Source organism: Kitasatospora sp. NPDC036934 (genome assembly GCF_055608425.1).
In genome coordinates, this window is the sequence record NZ_JBVJQR010000009.1 from 260,465 (window position 1) to 281,640 (window position 21,176).

At 73.9% G+C, this 21,176-nt stretch carries 19 protein-coding genes and 1 tRNA gene; 14 read left to right on the forward strand and 6 right to left on the reverse strand.

Annotation, left to right across the window (positions count from 1 at the left end):
* The first annotated feature begins 67 nt into the window (after nucleotides 1-67).
* The 3 genes from ACZ7BZ_RS16625 to ACZ7BZ_RS16635 all read left to right on the forward strand — a co-directional run bounded on the left by ACZ7BZ_RS16625 (nucleotide 68) and on the right by ACZ7BZ_RS16635 (nucleotide 3,263).
* Nucleotides 68-736 carry a helix-turn-helix domain-containing protein gene (locus ACZ7BZ_RS16625; protein WP_470358953.1) on the forward strand — a complete coding sequence of 223 codons (669 nt, stop codon included), beginning with the start codon at nucleotides 68-70 and terminating at the stop codon, nucleotides 734-736.
* Between the two features lie 347 nt (nucleotides 737-1,083).
* Nucleotides 1,084-2,046, forward strand: coding sequence for a UDP-glucose 4-epimerase GalE (gene galE, locus ACZ7BZ_RS16630; protein ID WP_380457226.1), 963 nt, complete (start codon nucleotides 1,084-1,086; stop codon nucleotides 2,044-2,046).
* Nucleotides 2,047-2,339: 293 nt separating this feature from the next.
* Nucleotides 2,340-3,263: a LuxR C-terminal-related transcriptional regulator gene (locus ACZ7BZ_RS16635; RefSeq protein WP_470358954.1), complete on the forward strand. Its 924-nt coding sequence runs from the start codon at nucleotides 2,340-2,342 to the stop codon at nucleotides 3,261-3,263.
* Between the two features lie 16 nt (nucleotides 3,264-3,279).
* On the opposite strand, the gene ACZ7BZ_RS16640 is transcribed toward ACZ7BZ_RS16635, so the two are convergent.
* A complete protein-coding gene (locus ACZ7BZ_RS16640; RefSeq protein ID WP_380411794.1) occupies nucleotides 3,280-3,777 on the reverse strand; it encodes a MarR family winged helix-turn-helix transcriptional regulator in 498 nt (165 codons plus the stop codon).
* Between the two features lie 110 nt (nucleotides 3,778-3,887).
* Here ACZ7BZ_RS16640 and ACZ7BZ_RS16645 point away from each other — a divergent pair, with 110 nt between their 5' ends.
* Nucleotides 3,888-4,679, forward strand: coding sequence for a methyltransferase domain-containing protein (locus ACZ7BZ_RS16645; protein WP_470358955.1), 792 nt, complete (start codon nucleotides 3,888-3,890; stop codon nucleotides 4,677-4,679).
* A gap of 46 nt (nucleotides 4,680-4,725) precedes the next feature.
* Here ACZ7BZ_RS16645 and ACZ7BZ_RS16650 read toward each other — a convergent pair whose 3' ends face one another.
* On the reverse strand, nucleotides 4,726-5,328 hold the full coding sequence (locus ACZ7BZ_RS16650) for a TetR/AcrR family transcriptional regulator (RefSeq protein ID WP_380457256.1): 603 nt from the start codon (nucleotides 5,326-5,328) through the stop codon (nucleotides 4,726-4,728).
* Nucleotides 5,329-5,558: 230 nt separating this feature from the next.
* Nucleotides 5,559-6,551 carry an acyl-CoA desaturase gene (locus ACZ7BZ_RS16655; protein ID WP_380457231.1) on the reverse strand — a complete coding sequence of 331 codons (993 nt, stop codon included), beginning with the start codon at nucleotides 6,549-6,551 and terminating at the stop codon, nucleotides 5,559-5,561.
* A gap of 268 nt (nucleotides 6,552-6,819) precedes the next feature.
* Between ACZ7BZ_RS16655 and ACZ7BZ_RS16660 the strand changes: the two genes are divergently transcribed.
* From ACZ7BZ_RS16660 to ACZ7BZ_RS16685, 6 genes are all read left to right on the forward strand, one after another.
* Nucleotides 6,820-6,890: transfer RNA gene (locus ACZ7BZ_RS16660), tRNA-Gln, on the forward strand.
* 154 nt (nucleotides 6,891-7,044) lie between these two features.
* Entirely contained in the window at nucleotides 7,045-8,499 is a 1,455-nt protein-coding gene (gene glmU / locus ACZ7BZ_RS16665) for a bifunctional UDP-N-acetylglucosamine diphosphorylase/glucosamine-1-phosphate N-acetyltransferase GlmU (RefSeq protein ID WP_465743925.1), read from the forward strand.
* A gap of 202 nt (nucleotides 8,500-8,701) precedes the next feature.
* Nucleotides 8,702-9,679 carry a ribose-phosphate diphosphokinase gene (locus tag ACZ7BZ_RS16670; RefSeq protein WP_470358956.1) on the forward strand — a complete coding sequence of 326 codons (978 nt, stop codon included), beginning with the start codon at nucleotides 8,702-8,704 and terminating at the stop codon, nucleotides 9,677-9,679.
* 301 nt (nucleotides 9,680-9,980) lie between these two features.
* A complete protein-coding gene (locus ACZ7BZ_RS16675) occupies nucleotides 9,981-10,568 on the forward strand; it encodes a 50S ribosomal protein L25/general stress protein Ctc (protein ID WP_470358957.1) in 588 nt (195 codons plus the stop codon).
* 105 nt (nucleotides 10,569-10,673) lie between these two features.
* Entirely contained in the window at nucleotides 10,674-11,252 is a 579-nt protein-coding gene (gene pth / locus ACZ7BZ_RS16680; RefSeq protein WP_380457239.1) for an aminoacyl-tRNA hydrolase, read from the forward strand.
* A gap of 138 nt (nucleotides 11,253-11,390) precedes the next feature.
* Nucleotides 11,391-11,714 carry a hypothetical protein gene (locus tag ACZ7BZ_RS16685; protein WP_380457241.1) on the forward strand — a complete coding sequence of 108 codons (324 nt, stop codon included), beginning with the start codon at nucleotides 11,391-11,393 and terminating at the stop codon, nucleotides 11,712-11,714.
* 64 nt (nucleotides 11,715-11,778) lie between these two features.
* On the opposite strand, the gene ppc is transcribed toward ACZ7BZ_RS16685, so the two are convergent.
* A complete protein-coding gene (gene ppc, locus ACZ7BZ_RS16690; RefSeq protein WP_470358958.1) occupies nucleotides 11,779-14,589 on the reverse strand; it encodes a phosphoenolpyruvate carboxylase in 2,811 nt (936 codons plus the stop codon).
* 260 nt (nucleotides 14,590-14,849) lie between these two features.
* Between ppc and ACZ7BZ_RS16695 the strand changes: the two genes are divergently transcribed.
* Nucleotides 14,850-16,118: a sensor histidine kinase gene (locus ACZ7BZ_RS16695; protein WP_465743936.1), complete on the forward strand. Its 1,269-nt coding sequence runs from the start codon at nucleotides 14,850-14,852 to the stop codon at nucleotides 16,116-16,118.
* A 99-nt stretch (nucleotides 16,119-16,217) separates the two neighbouring features.
* Here ACZ7BZ_RS16695 and ACZ7BZ_RS16700 read toward each other — a convergent pair whose 3' ends face one another.
* A complete protein-coding gene (locus tag ACZ7BZ_RS16700; protein ID WP_470358981.1) occupies nucleotides 16,218-16,793 on the reverse strand; it encodes an SUKH-3 domain-containing protein in 576 nt (191 codons plus the stop codon).
* Between the two features lie 83 nt (nucleotides 16,794-16,876).
* Nucleotides 16,877-17,338, reverse strand: a complete 462-nt coding sequence (locus ACZ7BZ_RS16705; protein WP_380457246.1) for a YwqJ-related putative deaminase — start codon at nucleotides 17,336-17,338, stop codon at nucleotides 16,877-16,879.
* A 421-nt stretch (nucleotides 17,339-17,759) separates the two neighbouring features.
* Between ACZ7BZ_RS16705 and ACZ7BZ_RS16710 the strand changes: the two genes are divergently transcribed.
* The 3 genes from ACZ7BZ_RS16710 (at nucleotide 17,760) to ACZ7BZ_RS16720 (ending at nucleotide 21,149) form a co-directional block, all read left to right on the forward strand.
* A complete protein-coding gene (locus ACZ7BZ_RS16710; protein WP_470358959.1) occupies nucleotides 17,760-18,908 on the forward strand; it encodes a Gfo/Idh/MocA family protein in 1,149 nt (382 codons plus the stop codon).
* Nucleotides 18,905-20,026, forward strand: a complete 1,122-nt coding sequence (locus ACZ7BZ_RS16715) for a DegT/DnrJ/EryC1/StrS family aminotransferase (protein WP_470358960.1) — start codon at nucleotides 18,905-18,907, stop codon at nucleotides 20,024-20,026. Before ACZ7BZ_RS16710 ends, ACZ7BZ_RS16715 begins: the two co-directional genes overlap by 4 nt.
* 121 nt (nucleotides 20,027-20,147) lie before the next feature.
* Complete coding sequence (locus ACZ7BZ_RS16720; RefSeq protein ID WP_470358961.1) at nucleotides 20,148-21,149, forward strand: SMI1/KNR4 family protein; 1,002 nt, start codon at nucleotides 20,148-20,150, stop codon at nucleotides 21,147-21,149.
* Nucleotides 21,150-21,176: the final 27 nt, after the last annotated feature.

The following is a 21,176-nucleotide window of genomic DNA, read 5'->3' on the forward strand; positions in this document are numbered from 1 at the left end:
ATGGTGCGTCATCGGCCGCCCGCCCGAGGGGTGCGGGCGCGAGCCGGACCCCGACCGGGAGGGCGTCATGGGCGTTCGACTCGTGGTTGTCGACGACCACCGGCTGCTGGCCGAAGCGCTGGCCACCGCGCTGCAGCTGCGCGGCCACCGGGTGCTCGCGGTCGGTTCGCCGGCCGGGGGCGCCGCCGACCTGGTGGCCGGGCGACGGCCCGAGGTGTGCCTGCTGGGGGTGGCCGCGCCGGGGGAGCCGGGGGCCTTCGACGGGCTGCGCCGGATCCGCCGGGAGCGCCCCGAGGTGGCCGTGATCGTGCTCGGGCCAGTTGGTGAACTCCGGGGGGTGGCCTGTGCGTTCGCGGCCGGGGCGGCGGGCTACGTGCCCAGTGACGAGCGGATCGAAGTGGTCGAGCGGGCGATCGGACGGGCCCGGGCGGGCGAGGCCGCGGTGACGGTGGACGTTCTGCGCGGAGCCTTCGACCAACTGCTGCGCCCGGTGGCCGAACCGGACGACGAGGCGGTCCGGCTGCTGCGACTGCTGACCCGCCGTGAGGTGCAGGTGCTGGCCCGGATCGCGGACGGCGAGGACACCGCGGCGATCGCCGCCGGGATGCGGATCGCCGCGAGCACCGCCCGGACCCACGTCCAACGGGTGCTGATGAAGCTCGGCGCCCGGACCAGGCTGGAGGCGGCCGCGGTGGCCGCGCGCACCGGTCTGCTGGAGCGGCTGGCCGGCGGCTGAGCACGGCCCGCCCGAGGCGGCTGAGCACGGCCCACCTGCGACGGCTGGGCACGGCGACCCCGGAACGGGCACCCGGAACAGTGACCCGGCACGGGCACCCGGAACGGTGACCCGGAACGGCCAGTGGGCACCCGGAACGGTGACCCGGAACGGCCTGTGGGCAGCCGGAGAACGGCCGGAGGACAACCGGCCGGACCGCCTGAGGAGTGGGTGAGAATGCGCCCGGGCGACCACCCGGGTGGTCCCGAGCACCCCGGCGGACAGGGACAATTGACCCCAGTCGTACGCACGCATTCCGTCGATGGCCCCGCCGAGCGGGCGGACCATCGCCCGCTGGAGGTCTCATCATGAGTAAGTACCTGGTCACGGGTGGCGCCGGCTACGTCGGCAGCGTGGTGGCCGCCCACCTGCTGGAGGCGGGTCACCAGGTGACCGTCCTGGACGACCTCTCCACCGGCTTCCGCGAGGGCGTCCCGGCGGGTGCCGAGTTCGTCGAGGGCCGGATCCAGGAGGCCGGCCGGGTGCTGGACGGCTCCTTCGACGGCGTGCTGCACTTCGCCGCCTCCTCGCAGGTCGGCGAGTCGGTCGTCGACCCGGAGAAGTACTGGCGCAACAACGTGGCCGGCTCGCTGGAGCTGATCACCGCGATGCGTACGGCGGGCGTGCGCAAGCTGGTGTTCTCCTCAACCGCCGCCGTGTACGGCGAGCCGGAGGTCGTGCCGATCGCCGAGACCGCCCGGACCTCGCCGACCAACACCTACGGCGCCAGCAAGCTCGCCATGGACCACATGATCACCAGCGAGGCCGTCGCCCACGGCCTGGCCGCCGTCTCGCTGCGCTACTTCAACGTGGCCGGCGCGTACGGCGCCTACGGCGAGCGCCACGACCCCGAGTCGCACCTGATCCCGCTGGTCTTCCAGGCCGCGCTCGGGCAGCGTCCGCACATCGCGGTGTTCGGTGAGGACTACCCGACCCCGGACGGCACCTGCATCCGCGACTACATCCACGTCGCCGACCTGGCCGACGCGCACCTGCTGGCGCTGGACGCCGCCAAGCCGGGCGAGCACCTGATCTGCAACCTGGGCAACGGCAGCGGCTTCTCGGTCCGCGAGGTGATCGAGTCGGTCAAGCGCGTCACCGGCCGGGAGATCCCGGTGCAGGTCGTCGGCCGCCGGGCGGGCGACCCGGCGGTGCTGGTGGCCTCCGCCGAGCGGGCCCACCAGGAGCTGGGCTGGACGCCGCGCCGCCCGAACCTGGACGACATCGTCGCCGACGCCTGGAAGTTCGCCCTGGAGAAGAGCGCGAAGTAGCCGCCGCCTGCCCGGACGAGCCGGTCGGCCGGGCTGCCCCGGGGGCGCGTACGGCACCCCCGGGGTAGCCCGGCCGGACAAGTCCGGCCGCTCGCAAGCCTCCTGACGAAACTTCACCGAACCGCCACGGGGGCGTTTCCCGGCCCGTACGCTGAGCGCGGTACCGGTGGGGGCCGGCGCCCTTTCGGCTTCACCGGCCACCGGTGGGCGGGCGGAGCGGCGGGTCCGGAACGCGGACGCCGTACCGGTCCCCGCCTCCCGGGCTCGGGCGCTCTGAGCAGGGGGTAGTGACGATGGGGCGGATCCGGGTCCTGGTGGTCGACGGCCACCGGATCTTCGCCGAGGCGCTGGCCGCGGCCCTCGCCGCCGAGCCCGACGTGGAGGTGGGCGCGGCCGGCAGCGCGGCCGCCGCCGAGCGGGCGCTGGAGCGGGCCGCCGCCGAGGGGCGGGCCTACGGCGTGGTGCTGGTCGACGCCGACCTGGGCACCGAGGTGGGCGGGGCGGCCCCGCGCGGGCGGCCCGCGGCAGAGGAGGCCCGCCGACGCCAGGCCACGGCGGTGCCGCCGCCGCGCCGGCTGGGCGCCGCACCCGCGCTGCCCGGGCTCGCCACCCGACCGGCGGACCAGTCGCGTACGGACCAACCGCGCCCTGACCAACTGCGCCCTGACCAACTGCGCGCCGAGCAGCTCCGCCCCGCCGCCCCGCCGCCGGACGGCATCACCCTGCTCGGCCGGCTCCGCCGGGCCCACCCGGGGCTGCGCGCGGTGGTGCTGGCCACCGCCGACGACCCGCACCGCGCGGCCCGGGCGCTGCACGCGGGCGCCACCGGCTGGGTGGCGAAGGAGAGTTCGCTGGCCCGGCTGCTCGCGGTGGTGCGGGGGGTGCTGCGGGACGAGACGCATCTGCCGCCCGCGCTGCTCACCGGAGTGATCCGGGAGCTCACCACCGCCCGGCGGGACCGCACCGAGAGCGAGCGGCTGGTCGACACCCTGACCCCGCGGGAGAAGCAGATCCTGCGCTGCATGGTGGCGGGTCTGGGCCGGCAGGCGGTGGCGGAGCGGCTGTACCTGTCGCCGCACACCGTCCGCACCCACATGCAGAACGTGCTGGGGAAGTTGGGGGTGCACTCCACGCTGGCCGCCGTCGCGGTGGCCCGCCGGGCCGGGGTCAGTCCGGCGGAGCCGGCCGTACCGCCGTCGATCGCCTCCGCGCCGTAGCCGCCGGAGTCCGGTGTCAGCCCGGGATGTTGTCGAAGGGGGCGACCAGCAGTCGCAGCAGGGCGGCGAGTTCGCCCTGCTGGCCGGAGCTGAGCTGGGCCAGTAGTTCGCGTTCGTGCGCCAGCAGGCCGGCCAGGGCCTGGTCGGCGCGGTCGCGGCCGTCGTCGGTGAGCCGGACGAGCACGCCGCGCCGGTCGTCGGGGTCGGGCAGCCGCTTGACCAGGCCCTTGCCGGTGAGGCGGTCGATCCGGTTGGTCATGGTGCCGGAGGTGACCAGGGTCTGGGTGAGCAGTTGCCCGGGGGAGAGCTGGTACGGGGAGCCGGCCCGCCGCAGGGCGGTCAGGACGTCGAACTCCCAGGGTTCCAGGCCGTGCTCGGCGAAGGCGGTGCGGCGGGCGCGGTCGAGGTGGCGGGCGAGCCGGCTGACCCGGCTGAGCACCTCCAGCGGCTCCACGTCGAGGTCGGGGCGCTCCCGGCGCCATGCTGCGACCAGCCTGTCGACCTCGTCCTCCATGTCGATCAGTGTATCGGTGGATGTGTCGATGTGAAGTCTCTTGACATCGAGAAATATGCCAGCGAGGCTTCCGGAGATATCTTGATGTCGAGATACCTGCGAGGTGAACCATGACCAGCCCCGTCTGGGACCCGGCGCAGTACCTGCGCTTCGCCGACGAACGCACCCGCCCGCTGCGCGACCTGCTCGCCCGCGTCCCCGCCCTGCCGAACGAACCCGCCGCGACGATCCTCGACATCGGCTGCGGCCCCGGCAACTCCACCGCCGTACTGCGCGAACGCTGGCCGCGGGCCCGGATCACCGGCGTCGACAACTCCGCCCCGATGCTGGAGACCGCCCGCACCGAGGGCGAGCCCAGCGCCGACTACCTGCTCGCCGACGCCGGCCACTACGACCCGGCCCCGGTCGCGCCCGACCTGATCGCCTCCAACGCCACCCTCCAGTGGGTGGACGGGCACCTCGCGGTGCTGCCGCGCTGGGCGGAGGCCCTCGAGCCCGGCGGGGTGGTCGCCTTCCAGGTGCCCGGCAACTTCGAGGCCCCCAGCCACACCCTGCTCGCCGACCTGCGCCGCAGCCCCCGCTGGCGCGACGCCCTCGGCGCCGAGGCGGTCCGCAGTGGTGTCCACCCGCCAGAGCGGTACCTGGACGCCCTCGCCGGGGCCGGCTGCGCCGTCGACGTCTGGGAGACCACCTACAGCACGCTGCTGCCCGGTCCGGACCCGGTGCTGGAGTGGGTCAAGGGCACCGCGCTGCGCCCCGTCCTCGGCCGGCTCACCGATCCGGCCGAGCGGGCCGCCTTCCTCGCCGAGTACGGGAGGCTGCTGCGCGAGGCCTACCCGGCCGGGCCGTACGGGACGGTCTTCCCGTTCCGGCGGATCTTCGCCGTCGGGGTCAAGCGGTAGGCCGTCGGGGTCGAGCGGTGAGCGGGCCGGGCGGCACCCGGCGGGGTCAGGCCAGGCGGTCGCCGACCAGCCTCGGGTGCCGCTCCAGGCCCTCCAGGCCGTGCCAGGCCAGGTTCACCAGGTGCGCCGCCACCGTCGCCTTGTCCGGCTTGCGGACCTCCAGCCACCACTGGCCGGTCAGCGCGACCATGCCGACCAGCATCTGGGAGTACATCGGGGCCAGCCGGGCGTCGAAGCCCCGGGACTTGAACTCCAGGCCCAGGATGTCCTCGACCTGGGTCGCGATGTCGCTGATCAGCGAGGCGAAGGTGCCGGTCGACTGGGCCACCGGGGAGTCCCGGACCAGGATCCGGAAGCCGTCCGTCGAGGTGTCGATGTAGTCCATCAGTGCGAACGCGGCCTGCTCCAGCAGCTCGCGCGAGTGCCCGCCGGTGAGCGCCCCGGTCACCATGTCCAGCAGCAGCTGCATCTCGCGGTCCACCACCACCGCGTACAGCCCCTCCTTGCCCCCGAAGTGCTCGTACACCACGGGCTTGGACACCCCGGCGCGCTCGGCGATCTCCTCCACCGAGGTGCCGTCGTAGCCGCGCTCGGCGAAGACCGTCCGGCCGATCTCCAGCAGCTGCTCCCGGCGCTGCTTGCCGGTCATCCGGACCCGGCCGCCCCGGCGGCGCGGGGCCGCTGCGGTCGCGGACCCGTCGGCGGCCTGGCCGGCCGCGCCGTGGGGGGCACCGCCGGCGGGGGCCGCGCCCGGCGCCGCAGCGGCCCGCGGACGGGCCGGCGCCGTTCCGGGCGCCGCGTCCGTCCGCGTGCTGTGGTGACCGCCTGTGCTGTCTGCGCTGCTCCCGTTCACCCCTACATCATGCTGGAAGCGCCGCCTCATGCGGCGCGGCGGGCGGCGATCCGCTCCGCGTCCGGCCAGCGGACGTCCCGGACCCAGCCGGCCAGCTCGAACCAGCGGATCAGCCGGGCCGAGGAGTCGATCTGCCCGCGCAGCACCCCGTGCCGGGCCGCGGTCGGGTCGGCGTGGTGCAGGTTGTGCCAGGACTCGCCGCAGGAGAGCACCGCGAGCCACCAGACGTTGCCGGAGCGGTCCCGGGAGCGGAACGGGCGCCGGCCGACGGCGTGGCAGATCGAGTTGATCGACCAGGTGACGTGGTGCAGCAGCGCGACCCGGACCAGCGAGCCCCAGAAGAAGGCGGACAGCGCGCCCTCCCAGGAGAGGCTCACCAGGCCGCCGACCAGCGCGGGCAGCAGCAGCGAGATGGTGGTCCAGAGCCAGAACAGCCGGGAGATCCGCCGCATCGCCGGGTCGCCGATCAGGTCCGGGGCGTACTTGAGCTGGGGGGTCTGCTCCTCGTCGAACATCCAGCCCATGTGGGCCCACCACAGGCCCTTGATCAGCGCCGGGACGCTCTCCCCGTAGCGCCAGGGCGAGTGCGGGTCGCCGTCCTTGTCGCTGAACCGGTGGTGCTTGCGATGGTCGGCCACCCAGCGCACCAGCGGGCCCTCGACGGCGAGGCTGCCGACGACGGCCAGCGCCAGCCGCATCGGACGGGAGGCCTTGAAGGCGCCGTGGGTGAAGTAGCGGTGGTAGCCGACGGTGATGCCGTGACAGGTGAGGAAGTACATGGCGACGGTGACCGCCACGTCCGTCCACCCCAGTCCCCACCCCCAGGCCACCGGTACGGCGGCGACCAGCGCGGTGAACGGCAGGAGGATGAACAGGGCGAGCGCGATCCGCTCGGCGAGACCCTGCTTCTCCCCGCCGCGGGTGGCGGACAGCCGGGTCGCGGCGTCGGCGGAGGGATCGGAGGAGGGGTCGGGGTGCGCGGCGGACCCCGCGCGCGCCTCGCCGGCCTGGATGGTCATGGGCGTCCCTTCGCGGCGTCCCGAATCGGGACAGAGCGGAGCCTACGTTGGCGTAACCTACGGCATCGTAGGTTGCGCTCCGTGTCCGCCGGAACACACCGCCGCGCGGCGCTTGAGTGAATTCACCCGACTGGATGGATGAACCCGGGGCCGCACCGGTCAAGGGATCCGGCGGCCGGGGCGGTCGGCACAGGTGGTAGATGTGAAGCGCGCTACCCCGTAGTCTTGGCCCAGCGCGCCGCCGGCCCTCCGGCGGCGGGAGCTCCGGTCCCGGATCGTCTAAGGGCAGGACAGCTGGTTTTGGTCCAGCTTATGGGGGTTCGAATCCTCCTCCGGGAGCACTGAGTAAGGCCGCGGGCAGGCGTGCGCGAGCCGGGCCGCCGGCATTCCGGCCGGCGGGCTCGCACTATCCTCGAACTGCCAGAGCACATGTGCGGATCCGCGTTCTGGCCTGCTCTGCCCTCTCTGTGAACCTACTGAGGAGCCTCCCCGCATGGGTGCCAATTCGCTTGCCGCCGTTGTCGTGCTCGCCGCCGGTGGCGGGACCCGGATGAAGTCGAACAAGCTGCCCAAGGTGCTGCACGAGGTGTGCGGGCGCTCGCTGGTGGGGCACGCGGTCTCGGCGGCCGGAGAACTGACGCCCGGCCAGCTCGTCGTGGTGGTCGGCCACCAGCGCGAGCAGGTCGAGGAGCACCTGGCGGCGCACTACCCGGCCGCCCGCCCGGTGGTGCAGGAGCAGCAGAACGGCACCGGCCACGCGGTGCGCACCGCGCTGGAGGTGCTGGCCGCCGACGGCGTGACGCTGGACGGCACGGTGATCGTCACCGCCGGGGACTCGCCGCTGCTGACCGGCGACACCCTGCGCCGGCTGGCGCGCTCGCACGAGGCGCAGCAGAACGGCGTCACCGTGCTGACCGCCGTCGTCCCCGAGCCCTTCGGCTACGGCCGGATCCTGCGCGACGAGGACGGCACCGTCGCCGCGATCGTCGAGGAGCGGGACGCCACCGACACCCAGCGCGCGATCGCCGAGATCAACTCGGGCGTGTTCGCCTTCGACGCCAAGCTGCTCACCGAGGCACTGGCCGAGCTCACCACGGACAACTCGCAGGGCGAGGAGTACCTGACCGACACCCTGGAGATCCTGCGCAAGGCCGGGCACCGGGTCGGCGCCGTGGTCGCCGAGGACCACCGGGACATCCTGGGCATCAACGACCGGGTCCAGCTGGCGCAGGCCCGCCGACTGCTGAACGACCGCCTGCTGGAGCGGGCGATGCGCGCGGGCGTCACCGTGGTCGACCCGGCGACCACCTGGATCGACGTCCAGGTGACGTACGAGCCGGACGCCGTCGTGCTGCCGAACACCCAGCTGCAGGGCGCCACCCACCTCGGCGAGGACTGCGAGGTCGGCCCGAACTCCACCCTCAGGGACACCCTGGTCGGTGCCGGCGCCCGGGTGAGCAACACCACGGCCGACCGCGCCGAGATCGGCGAGCTGGCCGCCACCGGCCCGTACGCCTACCTGCGGCCGGGGGCGAAGCTGGCCCGCAAGGCGAAGGTCGGCACCTACGTCGAGGTGAAGAACTCCGAGCTGGGCGAGGGCGCCAAGGTGCCGCACCTCTCCTACATCGGCGACGCCACCATCGGCGAGGGCAGCAACGTCGGCGCGGCCTCGGTGACCGTGAACTACGACGGGGTCAACAAGCACCGCACCGTCATCGGCGCGCACTGCCGCACCGGCTCGGACAACATGTTCATCGCCCCGGTCACCGTCGGCGACGGCGCGTACACCGGCGCGGGCTCGGTCATCACCACCGACGTTCCGCCCGGCGCGCTCGGCGTGAGCCGCGCGCAGCAGCGCAACATCGAGGGCTGGGTGGAGCGCAAGCGCCCCGGGAGCACCTCCGCGCAGGCCGCCAAGGCCGCGGCGGACGGCGCCGCGCAGGCCTGACGCTCCCGCCGGGGGCCGGTCGGCCGGTCCCCGGGGCGGACGGTTTCTGCGCGGGCGCGTAACCTGGGGGACATACGTGCGCCACTGGGCTTTCCGCCCGTGTCCAGGCGTACCGACAATTCCCCGATCCTCCGTGAGTGCGGGCTGCGCCTGCCCTCGTCGGGAACGGGGTTCAGCGTCCGCAACGCGAGGAGACGGTGCAGTGAGCGGGATCACGACGTCGGGTGAGAAGAAGCTCAAGCTCTTCTCCGGCCGTGCCCACCCGGAGCTGGCGAAGGAGGTTGCCGAGGCGCTGGGGACCGAGCTGGTCCCGACCAAGGCCCTGGACTTCGCCAACGGCGAGATCTACGTCCGCTTCCTGGAGTCGGCGCGCGGCGCGGACTGCTTCGTGATGCAGAGCCACACGGCTCCCATCAACCAGTGGATCATGGAACAGCTGATCATGATCGACGCTCTCAAGCGGGCCTCCGCCAAGAGCATCACCGCGATCCTGCCGTTCTACGGGTACGCCCGCCAGGACAAGAAGCACCTCGGCCGCGAGCCCATCTCGGCCCGGCTGATCGCCGACCTGCTGCGCCAGGCCGGTGCCGACCGCCTGATGGCCGTCGACCTGCACACCGCGCAGATCCAGGGCTTCTTCGACGGCCCGGTGGACCACCTGTTCGCGCTGCCGCTGCTGGCCGACTACATCGGCGGGAAGGTCGACCGCGACAAGCTGACCGTCGTCTCGCCGGACGCCGGCCGGGTCAAGGTCGCCGACCAGTGGTGCGACCGGCTGGACGCGCCGCTGGCGATCATCCACAAGCGCCGCGACATCACCCAGGCCAACACCATCCTGTCGGCCGACGTCGTCGGTGACGTCAAGGACCGGGTCTGCGTCCTGGTCGACGACATGATCGACACCGCCGGCACCATCTGCGCCGCCGCCGACGCGCTGTTCGAGAACGGCGCCGCGGACGTCGTGGTGGCCGCCACCCACGGCGTGCTCTCCGGCCCGGCCGCGGACCGGCTGAAGAACTCCCGGGTGAGCGAGTTCGTGTTCACCAACACCCTGCCCACCCCGGCGGAGCTCCAGCTCGACAAGATCACCACCCTCTCCATCGCCCCGTCGATCGCCGCCGCGATCCGCGAGGTGTTCGAGGAGGGCTCGGTCACCAGCCTCTTCGAGGGCGTGCACTGACGAAGCCCCACGCAGGCGGCCCCGGACCGACGTCGGTCCGGGGCCGCCCGCCGTTCGGCCGCCGGGGGCCGATTTCGCGGGAGGGGGCCGGTGCGGTTAGACTCGTGAAACTGCTCGGCGAGGGATGCCGTGTGCCCGCTCGACGGACACCGGCACCGTGATCGACGCGCTGCCGGTGGCGGATCCCGTCCGTCGGCAGAGTTCGTTGCCGCCGAGTGACCCCCGAACGTACTGAGGGTGTGGCCCGGCGGTTTTTCGCGTTGCCTGCACCCCCGCGCCAGTCTTCACGAGGAGTGCAGTCGTGTCCGAGATCCGCCTTGCCGCTGAGACCCGTACCGAGTTCGGCAAGGGTGCCGCCCGTCGCGCCCGCCGCGCCGGCTTCGTCCCCGGTGTCGTCTACGGCCACGGTCACACCCCGGTTCACCTGAACCTGCCCGGCCACGACCTGATGATGGCCCTCAAGGCCCCGAACGCCCTGCTGGTCGTTCCGATCGAGGGCAAGGACGAGTACGTCCTGCCGAAGGCCGTCCAGCGCGAGGCCATCAAGCGCACCATCGAGCACGTCGACCTGCTGCTGGTCAAGCGCGGCGAGAAGGTCAGCGTCGAGGTTCCGGTCCACACCGAGGGCGAGCTGGCCGCCGGCGGCAACCTGCTGGAGCACGTCCTGCAGGCCCTGCCGATCGAGGCCGAGGCCACCCACCTGCCCGAGGCCGTCACCGTCTCGATCGAGGGCCTGGAGGCCGGCGCCTCCATCCTCGCCAAGGACATCGTCCTGCCGGCCGGCACCTCGCTGGCCGTCGACGGCGACGCCGTCGTGCTGCAGGTCATCGCCGCCCAGGCCGCCCCGGTCGAGGCCGAGGGTGCCGAGGCCGAGGGCGCCGAGGCCTGAGCCTCCCGCGTCTGAGCTTTTGACCGCTGCCCCGGTCGCTCCCCTGGAGCGGCCGGGGCAGCGGTGTGTCCGGGATGATGACGTCGAGCGCGAAGGAGGAAGAGGATGGCGGACGAGTACGACGGCCCCTGGCTGGTGGTGGGGCTGGGCAACCCGGGCGAGCAGTACGCGCGCAACCGGCACAACATCGGCTTCATGGTGGTGGACCTGCTGGCGCAGCGGATGGGCGCCAAGTTCAAGGCGCACAAGAGCCGGGCCCAGGTGGCCGAGGGACGGCTGGCGGGCAAGCGGGTGGTGCTGGCCAAGCCGCAGTCCTTCATGAACCTCTCCGGCGGGCCGGTGACGGCGCTGCGGGACTTCTACAAGGCGCCCGCCTCGGCGCTGATCGCCGTCCACGACGAGCTGGACATCGACTACGCGGCGCTGCGGCTGAAGCTGGGCGGCGGCGACAACGGCCACAACGGGCTGAAGTCGATCACCAAGTCGCTCGGCCCGGACTACCACCGGGTGCGCTGCGGGATCGGCCGGCCGCCGGGCCGGATGGAGGTCGCGGACTTCGTGCTGAAGGACTTCTCCTCGACCGAGCGCAAGGAACTGGACTGGTTCGTGGACCGCTCGGCGGACGCGGTGGAGGCGCTGCTGTCCGAGGGGCTGGAGCGGGCGCAGGGTTCGTACAACTCCTGACGTGACGTCATGTGCACGCTGTGCCGGGTACACAACAGTCGTGCAACGCTTGCCCGGCAAACCTGAATCCGTGTGAGAAGCCTGTGCGGGATCGGATAGCGTCGGCCCGGTAGGCGAACGGGTCCTGGGGAGTTCTCGATGCGCAGATTGCGTCCGGTCCGCCGACTTCGGCGGCTCCGGGTGGTCCGGCTGAAGCGGCTCGGACGACGGATGGGCACCGCCGGTGCGCTGGGGGCGGCCGGGGTGCTGCTGTCCGGCGGTGCGGTGGCGCACGCCGAACCGGTGGCCGAGCCGGATCCGGTGGTCTCGCCGGAGCCCGCGGCGGCCCAGTTCGCCCCGGTGCTCGGTGAGTCGGTCGGTCCGGACGCGGGGCTGCTGGCGGTCGGCGGCGGCCTGGTGGTCGCGGCCGGCGGCGCGGCGCTGTGGCTGAAGCGCCGGCGCGCGGGCGAGCCCGCGGAGTAGGAACCCACGGCGAGGGGCCGGTGCTCGTGGAGAGCACCGGCCCCGACGCGTGTCCGGGCGGCGGTCAGCCGGTGTTGCGCAGGCCGGCGGCGACGCCGTTGACGGTGAGCAGCAGGGCGCGGGCGCGCAGCGGGTCCTCCGGGCGGCCGGCGGCGACCTCCTCGCGCTGGCGGCGCAGCAGCGCGACCTGGAGGTAGGAGATCGGATCGAGGTAGGCGTCGCGGACGGTGAAGGTCTGCTTCAGCACCGGGTTGTGCTCCAGCAGTTCGCTCTCGCCGGTGAGCCGGAGCACCTCGCGCAGGGTGAGCTCGTGCTCGGTGACGATCTGGTCGAAGATGTGCCGCAGCTCGCCGGGCACCAGCTGCTCGACGTAGTGGCGGGCGATCCGCAGGTCGGTCTTGGCCAGCGTCATGGCGACGTTGGACAGGAAGTTGCGGAAGAAGTGCCACTGGCCGTACATCTCGTCCAGCACGTCGCCGAGTCCGGCCGCGCGGGCGGCGGCGAGGCCGGAGCCGACGCCGTACCAGCCGGGGACGATCTGGCGGGACTGGGTCCAGCCGAACACCCACGGGATGGCCCGCAGGCCGTCCAGCCCCGCGCCGGAGTCGGGGCGGCGGGACGGGCGGGAGCCCAGGTGCAGCGAGGCGAGCTGGTCGACCGGGGTGGAGGCGAAGAAGTACTTCGGCAGGTCCTCCTGGTCGACCAGGGCGCGGTAGGAGGTGTGGGCGGCCTCGGAGACCCGGTCCATCGCGGCGTCCCAGCGGGCCAGTTCCTCGGGGGCCTGGCGCGGAGCGGTGTGCAGCGCGGAGGCGGCGAGGGTGGCGGAGATGGTCAGCTCCAGGTTCTCCCGGGCGAGGGAGGGGAGCAGGTACTTGTCGGAGATGACCTCGCCCTGCTCGGTCACCTTGATCTCGCCCTCCAGGGTGCCCCAGGGCTGGGCCAGGATGGCCTCGTGCGAGGGGCCGCCGCCGCGGCCGACGGTGCCGCCGCGGCCGTGGAACAGGCGCAGCCGGATGCCGTAGCGGTGGGCGACGTCGCGCAGCCGGCGCTGGGCGCGGTGGATCTCCCACTGGGAGGTGGTGATGCCACCGAACTTGGAGGAGTCGGAGTAGCCGAGCATGACCTCCTGGACGTCCCCGCGCAGCGCGACCAGCAGCCGGTACGAGGGGTCGGAGAGCATCTCGTCCATGATGCGGTCGGCCTGCTGGAGTTCCTCGGTGGTCTCCAGCAGCGGCACGATGCCGATCTTGGCGATCCCGGCGTGCAGGTCGATCAGGCCGGCCTCGCGGGCCAGCACGGTGGCCGCGAAGACGTCGTCGGCGCCCTGGCACATCGAGATGATGTAGCTCTCGACGATCTCGTCGCCGAAGCGCTCGAAGCCCTCGCGGATGGTGTTGAAGACGCCGAGGGTCTTGGTGCCGGCCTCGTCCAGCGGGGCCGGGGTGGGGGCGAGCGGGCGGCGCGAGCGCAGCTCCTTGGCGAGCAGCTTCTGCCGGTACTCGCGGGGCATGTCGGCGTAGCGCCAGGCCTCCTCGCCGAGGCGGTCGAAGAGCTGGCCGAGGGCGTGGTGGTGGGCCTCGGCGTGCTCGCGCACGTCCATGGTGGCGAGTTGGAGGCCGAAGGCCTCGATGGTGCGGATGGCGCGGGCCAGTCGGCCGTCGGCGATCAGCTCGCCGCGGTGGGAGCGCAGCGAGTCCTGGATCAGCCGCAGGTCGGCGATCAGTTCGCGGGTGCCGACGTAGTCGCGGCCCTCGACGTGCGGGGTGCCGCCGGCCAGGCGCTCGCGGGTGTTCTCCAGCTTGAGCCGGATGCAGGTGGCCTTGAGGCGGTACGGCTCCTCGGCGTTCATCCGCTTGTAGCGGGGGCTGAGTTCGGGGAGCCGGTGCAGGTCGGTGTTGAGCGAGGCGAGCAGTTCGACCGAGGCGCCGGCCAGCCGCTCGGAGGTGGAGAGGGTGTTGCGCAGGTCGTCGATCGCAGCGAGGGCGTCCTTGATGCCGTACTCGTGCTGGAGGTTGAGGACGTCCCAGGTGACCCGCGGCGTGACGTTGGGGTTGCCGTCGCGGTCGCCGCCGATCCAGGTGCCGAAGGTGAGCGGGCGCACGCCGTCGGGCAGGTTCAGGCCGACCCGGGCGAGTTCCTCGTGCAGCTCCTCCAGCACCTCGGGGACGGCCTCGCGGTAGAGCTCGTCCAGGTAGTAGACGGCGTTGCGGGCCTCGTCGGTGGGCTCGGGGCGGGCGATGCGCAGTTCGTCGGTCTGCCAGAGCAGGTCGATGACCTCGGCGAGGCGGCGGTCGGCGGAGCGCTTGGCGCTGCTGGTGCGGGCCGGGTCGGCGGCGACCAGGCCGGAGGTGAGCTCCTCGCGGTGGATGCGGTCGAGGAGTTCGCCGATCCGGCGCAGCTTGTTGAGCACGCTGCGGCGGGCGGCCTCGGTGGGGTGGGCGGTGAAGACCGGGCGGACCGCGAGGTGGGCCAGGGTGTCCTGGAGGTGCTTGGGGTCGGCCTCGGCGAGCTGGTCGGCGGTCTGGGCGAGCAGCGAGCCCTCGCGGGCGCGGCGGGTGGCGAACTCCCGGCCGCGGTGCACCTGCTCGGTGACGTTGGCGAGGTGGAAGTAGGTGGAGAAGGCCCGGACCAGCTTGGCGGCCGTCTCCAGGTCGATGTCGGAGAGGAGTTCGGCGGTGGCCTCGCCGTCGGTGCGGCTGAGCAGCCGGACCTGTTCGACCAGGCCCAGCAGTTGGGGGCCCTCCTGGCGGACCAGCGTCTCGCCGAGCAGGTCGCCGAGGCGGCGGATGTCCGCGCGCAGGGCGGAGTTGTCCGCGGCTGCGCCGGCGGCGAGAACGGTGGGGCTGTCCGCCGGGGCGGGGACCGGAGCGGTCACAGCTGGCTCCCTGTGGTGGTGGGGTTCGGCAACGGCTCATCGTCACAGGTCCACGCGCAGTGTGGCGGGTGTGACGCGTGCGGACCGCGCTGTCCGACGCGACCAGCATAGGTGTCGGGGCGGTTGCTGTCCGCGAGGTGGCCGGATGGCGGACAGGCCTGCCGAAAACCATCTGTGGTCTGGACCACTTATGGGCTTCGGGGGGCGTACCGGGCAATCCCGGTGGGGAAGGGAAGGGGTTGCCGCTTAATCTGTGGGGCATGAGCAAGTCGCCTGGGGAGCGCGTGCCGGACCGGTCGTTCTGGTGGTGGAGGCGCCGGCGCAGCGCCCTCCTCGACATCGGCCTGGCGCTGCTGGCCGCGGTCGAGTGCTCGGCCAGCACGATCTCCTTCCTGTCCGCCCGGATGCACGTGACCACCGCGGGCGCGGTCGGGATCGCGGTGCTCGGCACGCTGGCCGGCGGCTCGCTGGTGGTGCGTCGGCGCTGGCCGGCCGTCCCGGTGCTGGCGACCCTGCTGGTGCTGCCCGGGATGCTCGGCGTGCTGCTGCTGGTGGTCGCGCTGTACACGCTGGCGGAGACCTGGGAGTGGCCTTCCCGGCGGCGCCGGGTGGTGGCGCTGTCCGGGCTGGCCTTCGCCGAGGCGGTCGCGGTGATGGCGGTGTCGCTGATGACCCCGGACGACTCGCTGGGGGAGCGGCCGCCGCTGTGGGGCATGGTCCTGCTGTCGCTGCTGGTCGCGGTCGGGCTGACCGTCGCGCCGGTGGTCACCGGCCTGTACGTGGGGGCGCGGCGGCGGCTGATCGAGTCGCTCAAGGACCGCGCCCACGGCCTGGAGACCGAACTCGACCTGCTGGCCGAACAGGCCCAGGAGCGCGCCCGCCGGGCCCGGCTGGAGGAGCGCACTCGGATCGCCCGGGAGATGCACGACGTGGTCGCGCACCGGGTCTCGCTGATGGTGGTGCACTCCGGGGCGCTGGAGCGAATAGCCGTCAAGGATCCGGAGAAGGCCGCGCAGAGCGCCCGGCTGATGGGCGAGGTGGGCCGGCAGGCGCTGAACGAACTGCGCGAGATCCTCGGTGTGCTGCGGATGGACGACGAGCGGCAGCCGGAGCCGGACTCGCTGGCCGGGCTGCCCCGGCTGGTGGACCAGTCCCGGGCGGCCGGGATGGCGGTGACCCTGACGGTCAGCGGCAGCCGGCAGGAGTTCACCGGCGAGGCCGAGCAGACCGCCTACCGGGTCGTCCAGGAGGGGCTGACCAACGCCCACAAGCACGCGGGCGGCGCCCAGGTGTCGGTGTTGCTCGCGTACGCGCCGAACGGGGTGCGGGTGAGCGTGGTGAACGCCTGCCCGGGCGGGGAGCGGGCCGCGGCGCAGCTGCCCAGCGGGGGCAACGGGCTGGTCGGGATGCGGGAGCGGGTGGTCGCGCTGGGCGGCACCTTCTCGTCCGGGCCGGAGGCGGACGGCGGCTTCCGGGTGGAGGCGGTGCTGCCGTCCCGGCTGGCCGTCCGGGGGGACCGGCTCCGCTAGGGCCTGTCCGGCGTCGCGCGCCCGGCAAGATCCGCCGGACAGGGCCTGGGGGCCCGGCCGGACCGGCCGTCGGTGGGCCCGGCCGTCAGTGGCCCGGCCCTACTCCCCGGCGGTGCGCAGCCGTTCCGGGGCGGTGCCCAGCACCAGCGCGCTGATCGCCTGGTCGATGCCGTGGCCGAGGAACCACTCGCCGGTGTGGTCCAGGCTGTAGACCCGGCCCTCCTCGTCGACCGCCAGCAGCGCCTGCCCGTACGCCTCCTCGCCCAGCGGGGCGAGCCGGCTGCCCAGGGCCCGGCCGAGGTCGAACAGGGTGCGCGGCTGGTGCAGCCCGCGCATCGGGTCGATCAGGAACGGGGTGCGGGCCAGCTGGCGGCCCGGACCGGACAGGTCGAAGGCGAGGCCGCCGAACTCGGCCCAGGCCTCCACGGCCGCCGGGAACACCGCGTGCGGGACGCCGCCGGGACCGCCGTGTCCGACCAGGGCGTCGGCCCATTCCTCGGCCTGCCGGATCTGCCAGCGGCCGGGGTGCCAGCCGGCCGCCTTGAGTTCGGCGGCGACCTCGGCGGGGAAGCGCGGGCGGGTCCGCGCACCGCCGGCCGGGGGCTCGGTGGTCGGGGCGAGGGTGGTCGGGGCGAGGGTGGCCGGCGGGGGCGGGGGTGGGCTGGGCGGGTTCAGGGCGTGCTCCGGGGCTGGGGGACAGGGACGTACGAGGGACGTACGGGGGCGGCCGGGCGCGGGCGCCCGGCGTGCGGCCCGGCTCAGCGCGCCGGCGGGCCGACGGCGACGCTCAGCACGGTGAAGTGCTCCAGCATCGGCGCGCAGGAGCGGCACGGCGGGGCATGGGTGCCGTGCGCCGGGTCCCCCTCCTCGCGGATCCGGAGGGTGGTCATCCGGGAGCCCTTGAGCGCCTTGCGGGCCTCGGGCAGGCTCATCGGCTTGCGGGCGGCGCGCTTGGAGCGTCTGCCGTCGACCGTGGTCAGGTACTGGGAGAGCAGGACGGCCTCCGGGCAGCGGCCGGTGAACCGCTCCCGGGCCTCGGCCGGCAGGGCGTCCAGGAAGTCGCCGACCAGCGGGTGCAGGACCGGTCGCCGGTCGGCCTTGTCACCCGCCAGGGTGTGCACCTCGCCGCCCTTGAGCGACAGTGCGGCGGCGACGGCGGGCAGCAGGCTGTCACGGAGGTGGCGCAGCACGGGCGGGCCCGCCGGCTCACCGGTGGTCATGCGGTGTCCTCCTCCTCGTTCCTGGCGGTCCGGTTCCTGTTGGCTCCTGGTGGACCGGGGCAAGCCTGTCATTCGACACCGACAACCGCACAACCGGGGTGCGGGGCCGGGCGAACACCCGTGCGGTCGATGGTGGTTCGCGGTCCCGTCCCACCCGAATCCTGGCGGCACCCCGGTCGCATCCGCACACCCTCGTCACGACTTGTCCCCCGATCTCCCGAAACCGCCCCCGCCTCCGGGCTCCGGCCGGTACCGTTCCGGCAGCGAGCCGAAGGGGCGCGGCCGACCGTACGGGTACCCACCGGCCGGGCCGACTCCGGTGCCCGCACCGGACGTTGATGCCGCCGGGCGGGCCCGTGCCCGCTCCGGCGCCGGAGCCGGGGAGGGCCGGTGCGCCCGCCCCGTGAGGGGGGCCCCAGCGATGACGTCGAAGCAGTGGGCGGCCGAGGCCGCCAACCAGGCGCCCGGCGGGCACGTGCCCACCCCGGGCGAGCCGCCCCGGCCGGTGCCGGAACGGCCGGTGGGCCTCGCGGTGGTCGGGGCCGGCTACTGGGGCCCGAAGCTGGTCCGCAACGCCCAGCACACCCCGGCGCTGCGGCTGCACTGGCTGTGCGACCTGGACGAGGCCAAGGCCCGTTCCGTGCTGGGGGAGTACAGCACCGTCGGGGCCAGCGGCCGGTACGAGCAGGTGCTGGCCGACGAACGGGTGGACGCCGTCGCGGTGGCCACCCCGGCGGGCGCCCACTACCCGCTGGTACGGGCCGCGCTGGAGGCCGGCAAGCACGTGCTGGTGGAGAAGCCGATCACCACCTCCGCCGCCGAGGCCGCCGAACTGGTCGAACTGGCCGAGGCCGCCGGGCTGGTGCTGATGTGCGACCACACCTTCTGCTACACCCCGGTGGCCCGCCGGATCCGCGAGCTGGTGCACGGCGGGGAGATCGGGGACGTCCAGTTCTTCGACTCGGTGCGGATCAACCTCGGCCTGGTGCAGCCGGACGTCGACGTGCTGTGGGACCTCGCCCCGCACGACCTGTCCATCCTGGACTTCGTGCTGCCGCCCGGCGTCGTGCCGGTCGGCGTCTCGGCCCAGGGCGCCGATCCGATCGGGGCCGGCCGCGCCTGCGTCGCCTACCTGACGGTGCGGCTCAGCAACGGCGCGCTGGCGCACTGCCACGTCAACTGGCTCTCCCCGACGAAGGTCCGCACCACCCTGATCGGCGGCTCCCGGCGCACCCTGGTCTGGGACGACCTCAACCCGCAGGCCCGGCTGGCCGTGCACGACCGGGGGGTCGACCTCACCCCGCCCGACCAGCTCACCGACGCCATCCGGCACCGGGCGCTGATCTCCTACCGGGTCGGCGAGATGGTCGCCCCCGCGCTGGTCGAACAGGAGGCGCTGCGCAACGTGATGGCCGAGTTCGCCGACGCCATCGTCGAGGGCCGGGCCCCGCTCACCGACGGCCGGGCCGGGGTCCGGGTGCTGGAACTCCTGGAGGCCGCCTCGCTCAGTCTCGAACTCGGCGGCATCACCGTGCCGGTGGGCGCCGGGGACCGGGAGGCCGTCCGATGAGCCCCGGGATCCCGCTGGTCGACCTGGCGGCCGCGCACGCCGAGGTCGAGGCCGAGGTGCGGGCCGGCTTCGACCGGGTGCTGGCCGGCGGGTGGTTCGTCAAGGGCCCCGAAGTGACCGCCTTCGAGCGGGAGTACGCCGCCTTCACGGGCGTCCGGCACTGCGTGGGCGCCGCCAACGGCACCGACGCCCTGGAACTGGCCCTGCGTGCGCTGGACCTGCCGCCCAGCGGCGGGGTGGTGCTGCCCGCCAACACCTTCGTCGCCACCGCCGGGGCGGTGCAGCGGGCCGGGCTGCGCCCGGTGCCGGTCGACGTCGACCCGGAGCACCTGCTGATCGACCCCGAACGGGCCGCCGCCGCCCTGCCCGGCGCGGTGGCCCTGCTGCCCGTCCACCTGTTCGGCCAGTTCGCGCCGATGGAGGCCCTGCTGGAACTGGCCGGCGACCGCCCGGTGGTGGAGGACGCGGCGCAGTCCCAGGGCGCCCGGCGCAACGGCCGCGGCGCGTACGGGCGGATCGCGGCCACCAGCTTCTACCCGGGCAAGAACCTCGGCGGCTACGGCGACGCCGGGGCGGTGCTCACCGACGACGACGAACTCGCCGCCGCCGTACGGCTGATCGGCGACCACGGCGCCCGCGACAAGTACGTGCACGAGCGGATCGGCTTCAACTCCCGGATGGACGCGCTGCAGGCCGTGGTGCTGCGGGCCAAACTGCGCCGGCTGCCCGGCTGGAACGCCGCCCGCCGCGCCGCCGCGGACCGCTACGACGAACTGCTCGGGGGCCTGGCGGGCGTCCGGCGGCCGTCCACCGCGCCGGGCAACGAGCACGTCCGCCACCTCTACCCGGTGCGGATCGCCGGCGGCCGCCGGGACGCGGTGCTCGCCGCGCTGCAGGCCGCCGGGATCGGCGCCGGGGTGCACTACCCCGTCCCGGTGCACCTCCAGCCCGCGTTCCGCTCGCTCGGCCACCGCGAGGGCGCCTTCCCGGTCGCCGAACGGGCCGCCCGCGAACTGCTCAGCCTGCCGCTGCACCCCCACCTCACGGAGGCCCAGCAGGTGCGGGTCGTGGAGGTGTTGGGGCGGGCCCTGGGGGCGGGGGGCCGGTCGGTCGGATGACGCAGGGGCCTGTCCTCGATCCCTCGTCGTCCGCCCCGCAGACGGGGGGTTGAGGACAGGCCCTAGGCTGGTGCCCAGCAAGCGCACCGAGCAATTTGCAGCAGCCAGTGGGGGCTCCCAGATGACGACAGGTCGGCCCGGCGTCGCCGCCGCACCGAACGCGGCGTACGCAGGTCAGGTGGTGCACTTCCCGGACCCGGTCCGCGCGGAGCGGCACCCGGCCGGGGTCCAGGTGGACGAGTCCGGCTACCCGGACTTCGGCCCGTACGCCGCCGCGGCGGCCGAGGTGGCCGACCCGCCGGACGGCTTCGGCGTGGACGAACTGCGGCTGACCGACTACGTCTCGGCCAACGCGGCGCTGTTCACCCAGGGCCACCCGCTCTGGGCCGACCTGGAGACCGCGGTCGCCACCCCGCCCGGCTGGACCTGGCACCACGCGGTCGGCCGGGCCGCCCCCGGCTGGCGCCGGATGGAGCTGGTCCCGGTCGAGGTCAAGGCCCTGCTGCGGCACCACGGCGGCCTGGCCACCTCGCCCGCCGACCACTCCCGCCGGGGCACCCGCCCGCTGCAGGAGCGCCGGCCCGTGCACTTCTCACTGGCCAAGGACGGCGGCGACCCGATCGGCGTCTCCGAGGACCTGGTGCAGCGCGCCGAGGAGCGCCTCGGCTACCGGCTGCCCGGCGCCTACCGCACCTTCCTCAAGCTGGGCGGCGGCCGCGGCCCGGTCGGGGTCGCGCTGGACACCGATCTGGGCATGCTGCTCGACCAGCCGTTCCTGACCCTCACCGAGGAGTACGGCACCGAGGACGTCGTCTACGCCAACAAGTGCCTGCGCGACCACCTCACCAAGGACTACCTGGGCATCGCTTACGCGCAGGGCGGCATCATCGCGCTCAAGGTGCGCGGCGAGCGGACCGGCTCGGTCTGGTTCCACCTGTACGACGACGCCCGCGACCCCGGCGGCCCGGAGGCCCCGGAGGAGCGCTGCGCCCGGCTGCTGCTGCCCTGCGGGGACGACTTCGACGACTTCCTGCTGCGGCTGGCCGGAAGCCCGCCGGAGCTGGAGACGGTCGCGGAGCTGATGGTGGACGGCGGGTTCGCCCGGGCCGTCGCGGTGGACTGACATGACCGCGGGAACGGCGTTGAGGCA

Excerpts from the sequence above, each read along its gene's own strand:
- galE (WP_380457226.1), top strand. The coding sequence starts at position 1,084 with ATGAGTAAGTACCTGGTCACGGGTGGCGCCGGCTACGTCGGCAGCGTG.
- ACZ7BZ_RS16635 (WP_470358954.1), top strand. The coding sequence starts at position 2,340 with ATGGGGCGGATCCGGGTCCTGGTGGTCGACGGCCACCGGATCTTCGCC.
- ACZ7BZ_RS16645 (WP_470358955.1), top strand. The coding sequence starts at position 3,888 with ATGACCAGCCCCGTCTGGGACCCGGCGCAGTACCTGCGCTTCGCCGAC.
- ACZ7BZ_RS16640 (WP_380411794.1), bottom strand. The coding sequence starts at position 3,777 with ATGGAGGACGAGGTCGACAGGCTGGTCGCAGCATGGCGCCGGGAGCGC.
- ACZ7BZ_RS16710 (WP_470358959.1), top strand. The coding sequence starts at position 17,760 with ATGACGTCGAAGCAGTGGGCGGCCGAGGCCGCCAACCAGGCGCCCGGC.
- ACZ7BZ_RS16705 (WP_380457246.1), bottom strand. The coding sequence starts at position 17,338 with ATGACCACCGGTGAGCCGGCGGGCCCGCCCGTGCTGCGCCACCTCCGT.
- ACZ7BZ_RS16720 (WP_470358961.1), top strand. The coding sequence starts at position 20,148 with ATGACGACAGGTCGGCCCGGCGTCGCCGCCGCACCGAACGCGGCGTAC.
- ACZ7BZ_RS16685 (WP_380457241.1), top strand. The coding sequence starts at position 11,391 with ATGCGCAGATTGCGTCCGGTCCGCCGACTTCGGCGGCTCCGGGTGGTC.
- pth (WP_380457239.1), top strand. The coding sequence starts at position 10,674 with ATGGCGGACGAGTACGACGGCCCCTGGCTGGTGGTGGGGCTGGGCAAC.
- ACZ7BZ_RS16695 (WP_465743936.1), top strand. The coding sequence starts at position 14,850 with ATGAGCAAGTCGCCTGGGGAGCGCGTGCCGGACCGGTCGTTCTGGTGG.
- ACZ7BZ_RS16655 (WP_380457231.1), bottom strand. The coding sequence starts at position 6,551 with ATGACCATCCAGGCCGGCGAGGCGCGCGCGGGGTCCGCCGCGCACCCC.
- ACZ7BZ_RS16715 (WP_470358960.1), top strand. The coding sequence starts at position 18,905 with ATGAGCCCCGGGATCCCGCTGGTCGACCTGGCGGCCGCGCACGCCGAG.
- ACZ7BZ_RS16625 (WP_470358953.1), top strand. The coding sequence starts at position 68 with ATGGGCGTTCGACTCGTGGTTGTCGACGACCACCGGCTGCTGGCCGAA.
- ACZ7BZ_RS16650 (WP_380457256.1), bottom strand. The coding sequence starts at position 5,328 with ATGACCGGCAAGCAGCGCCGGGAGCAGCTGCTGGAGATCGGCCGGACG.
- glmU (WP_465743925.1), top strand. The coding sequence starts at position 7,045 with ATGGGTGCCAATTCGCTTGCCGCCGTTGTCGTGCTCGCCGCCGGTGGC.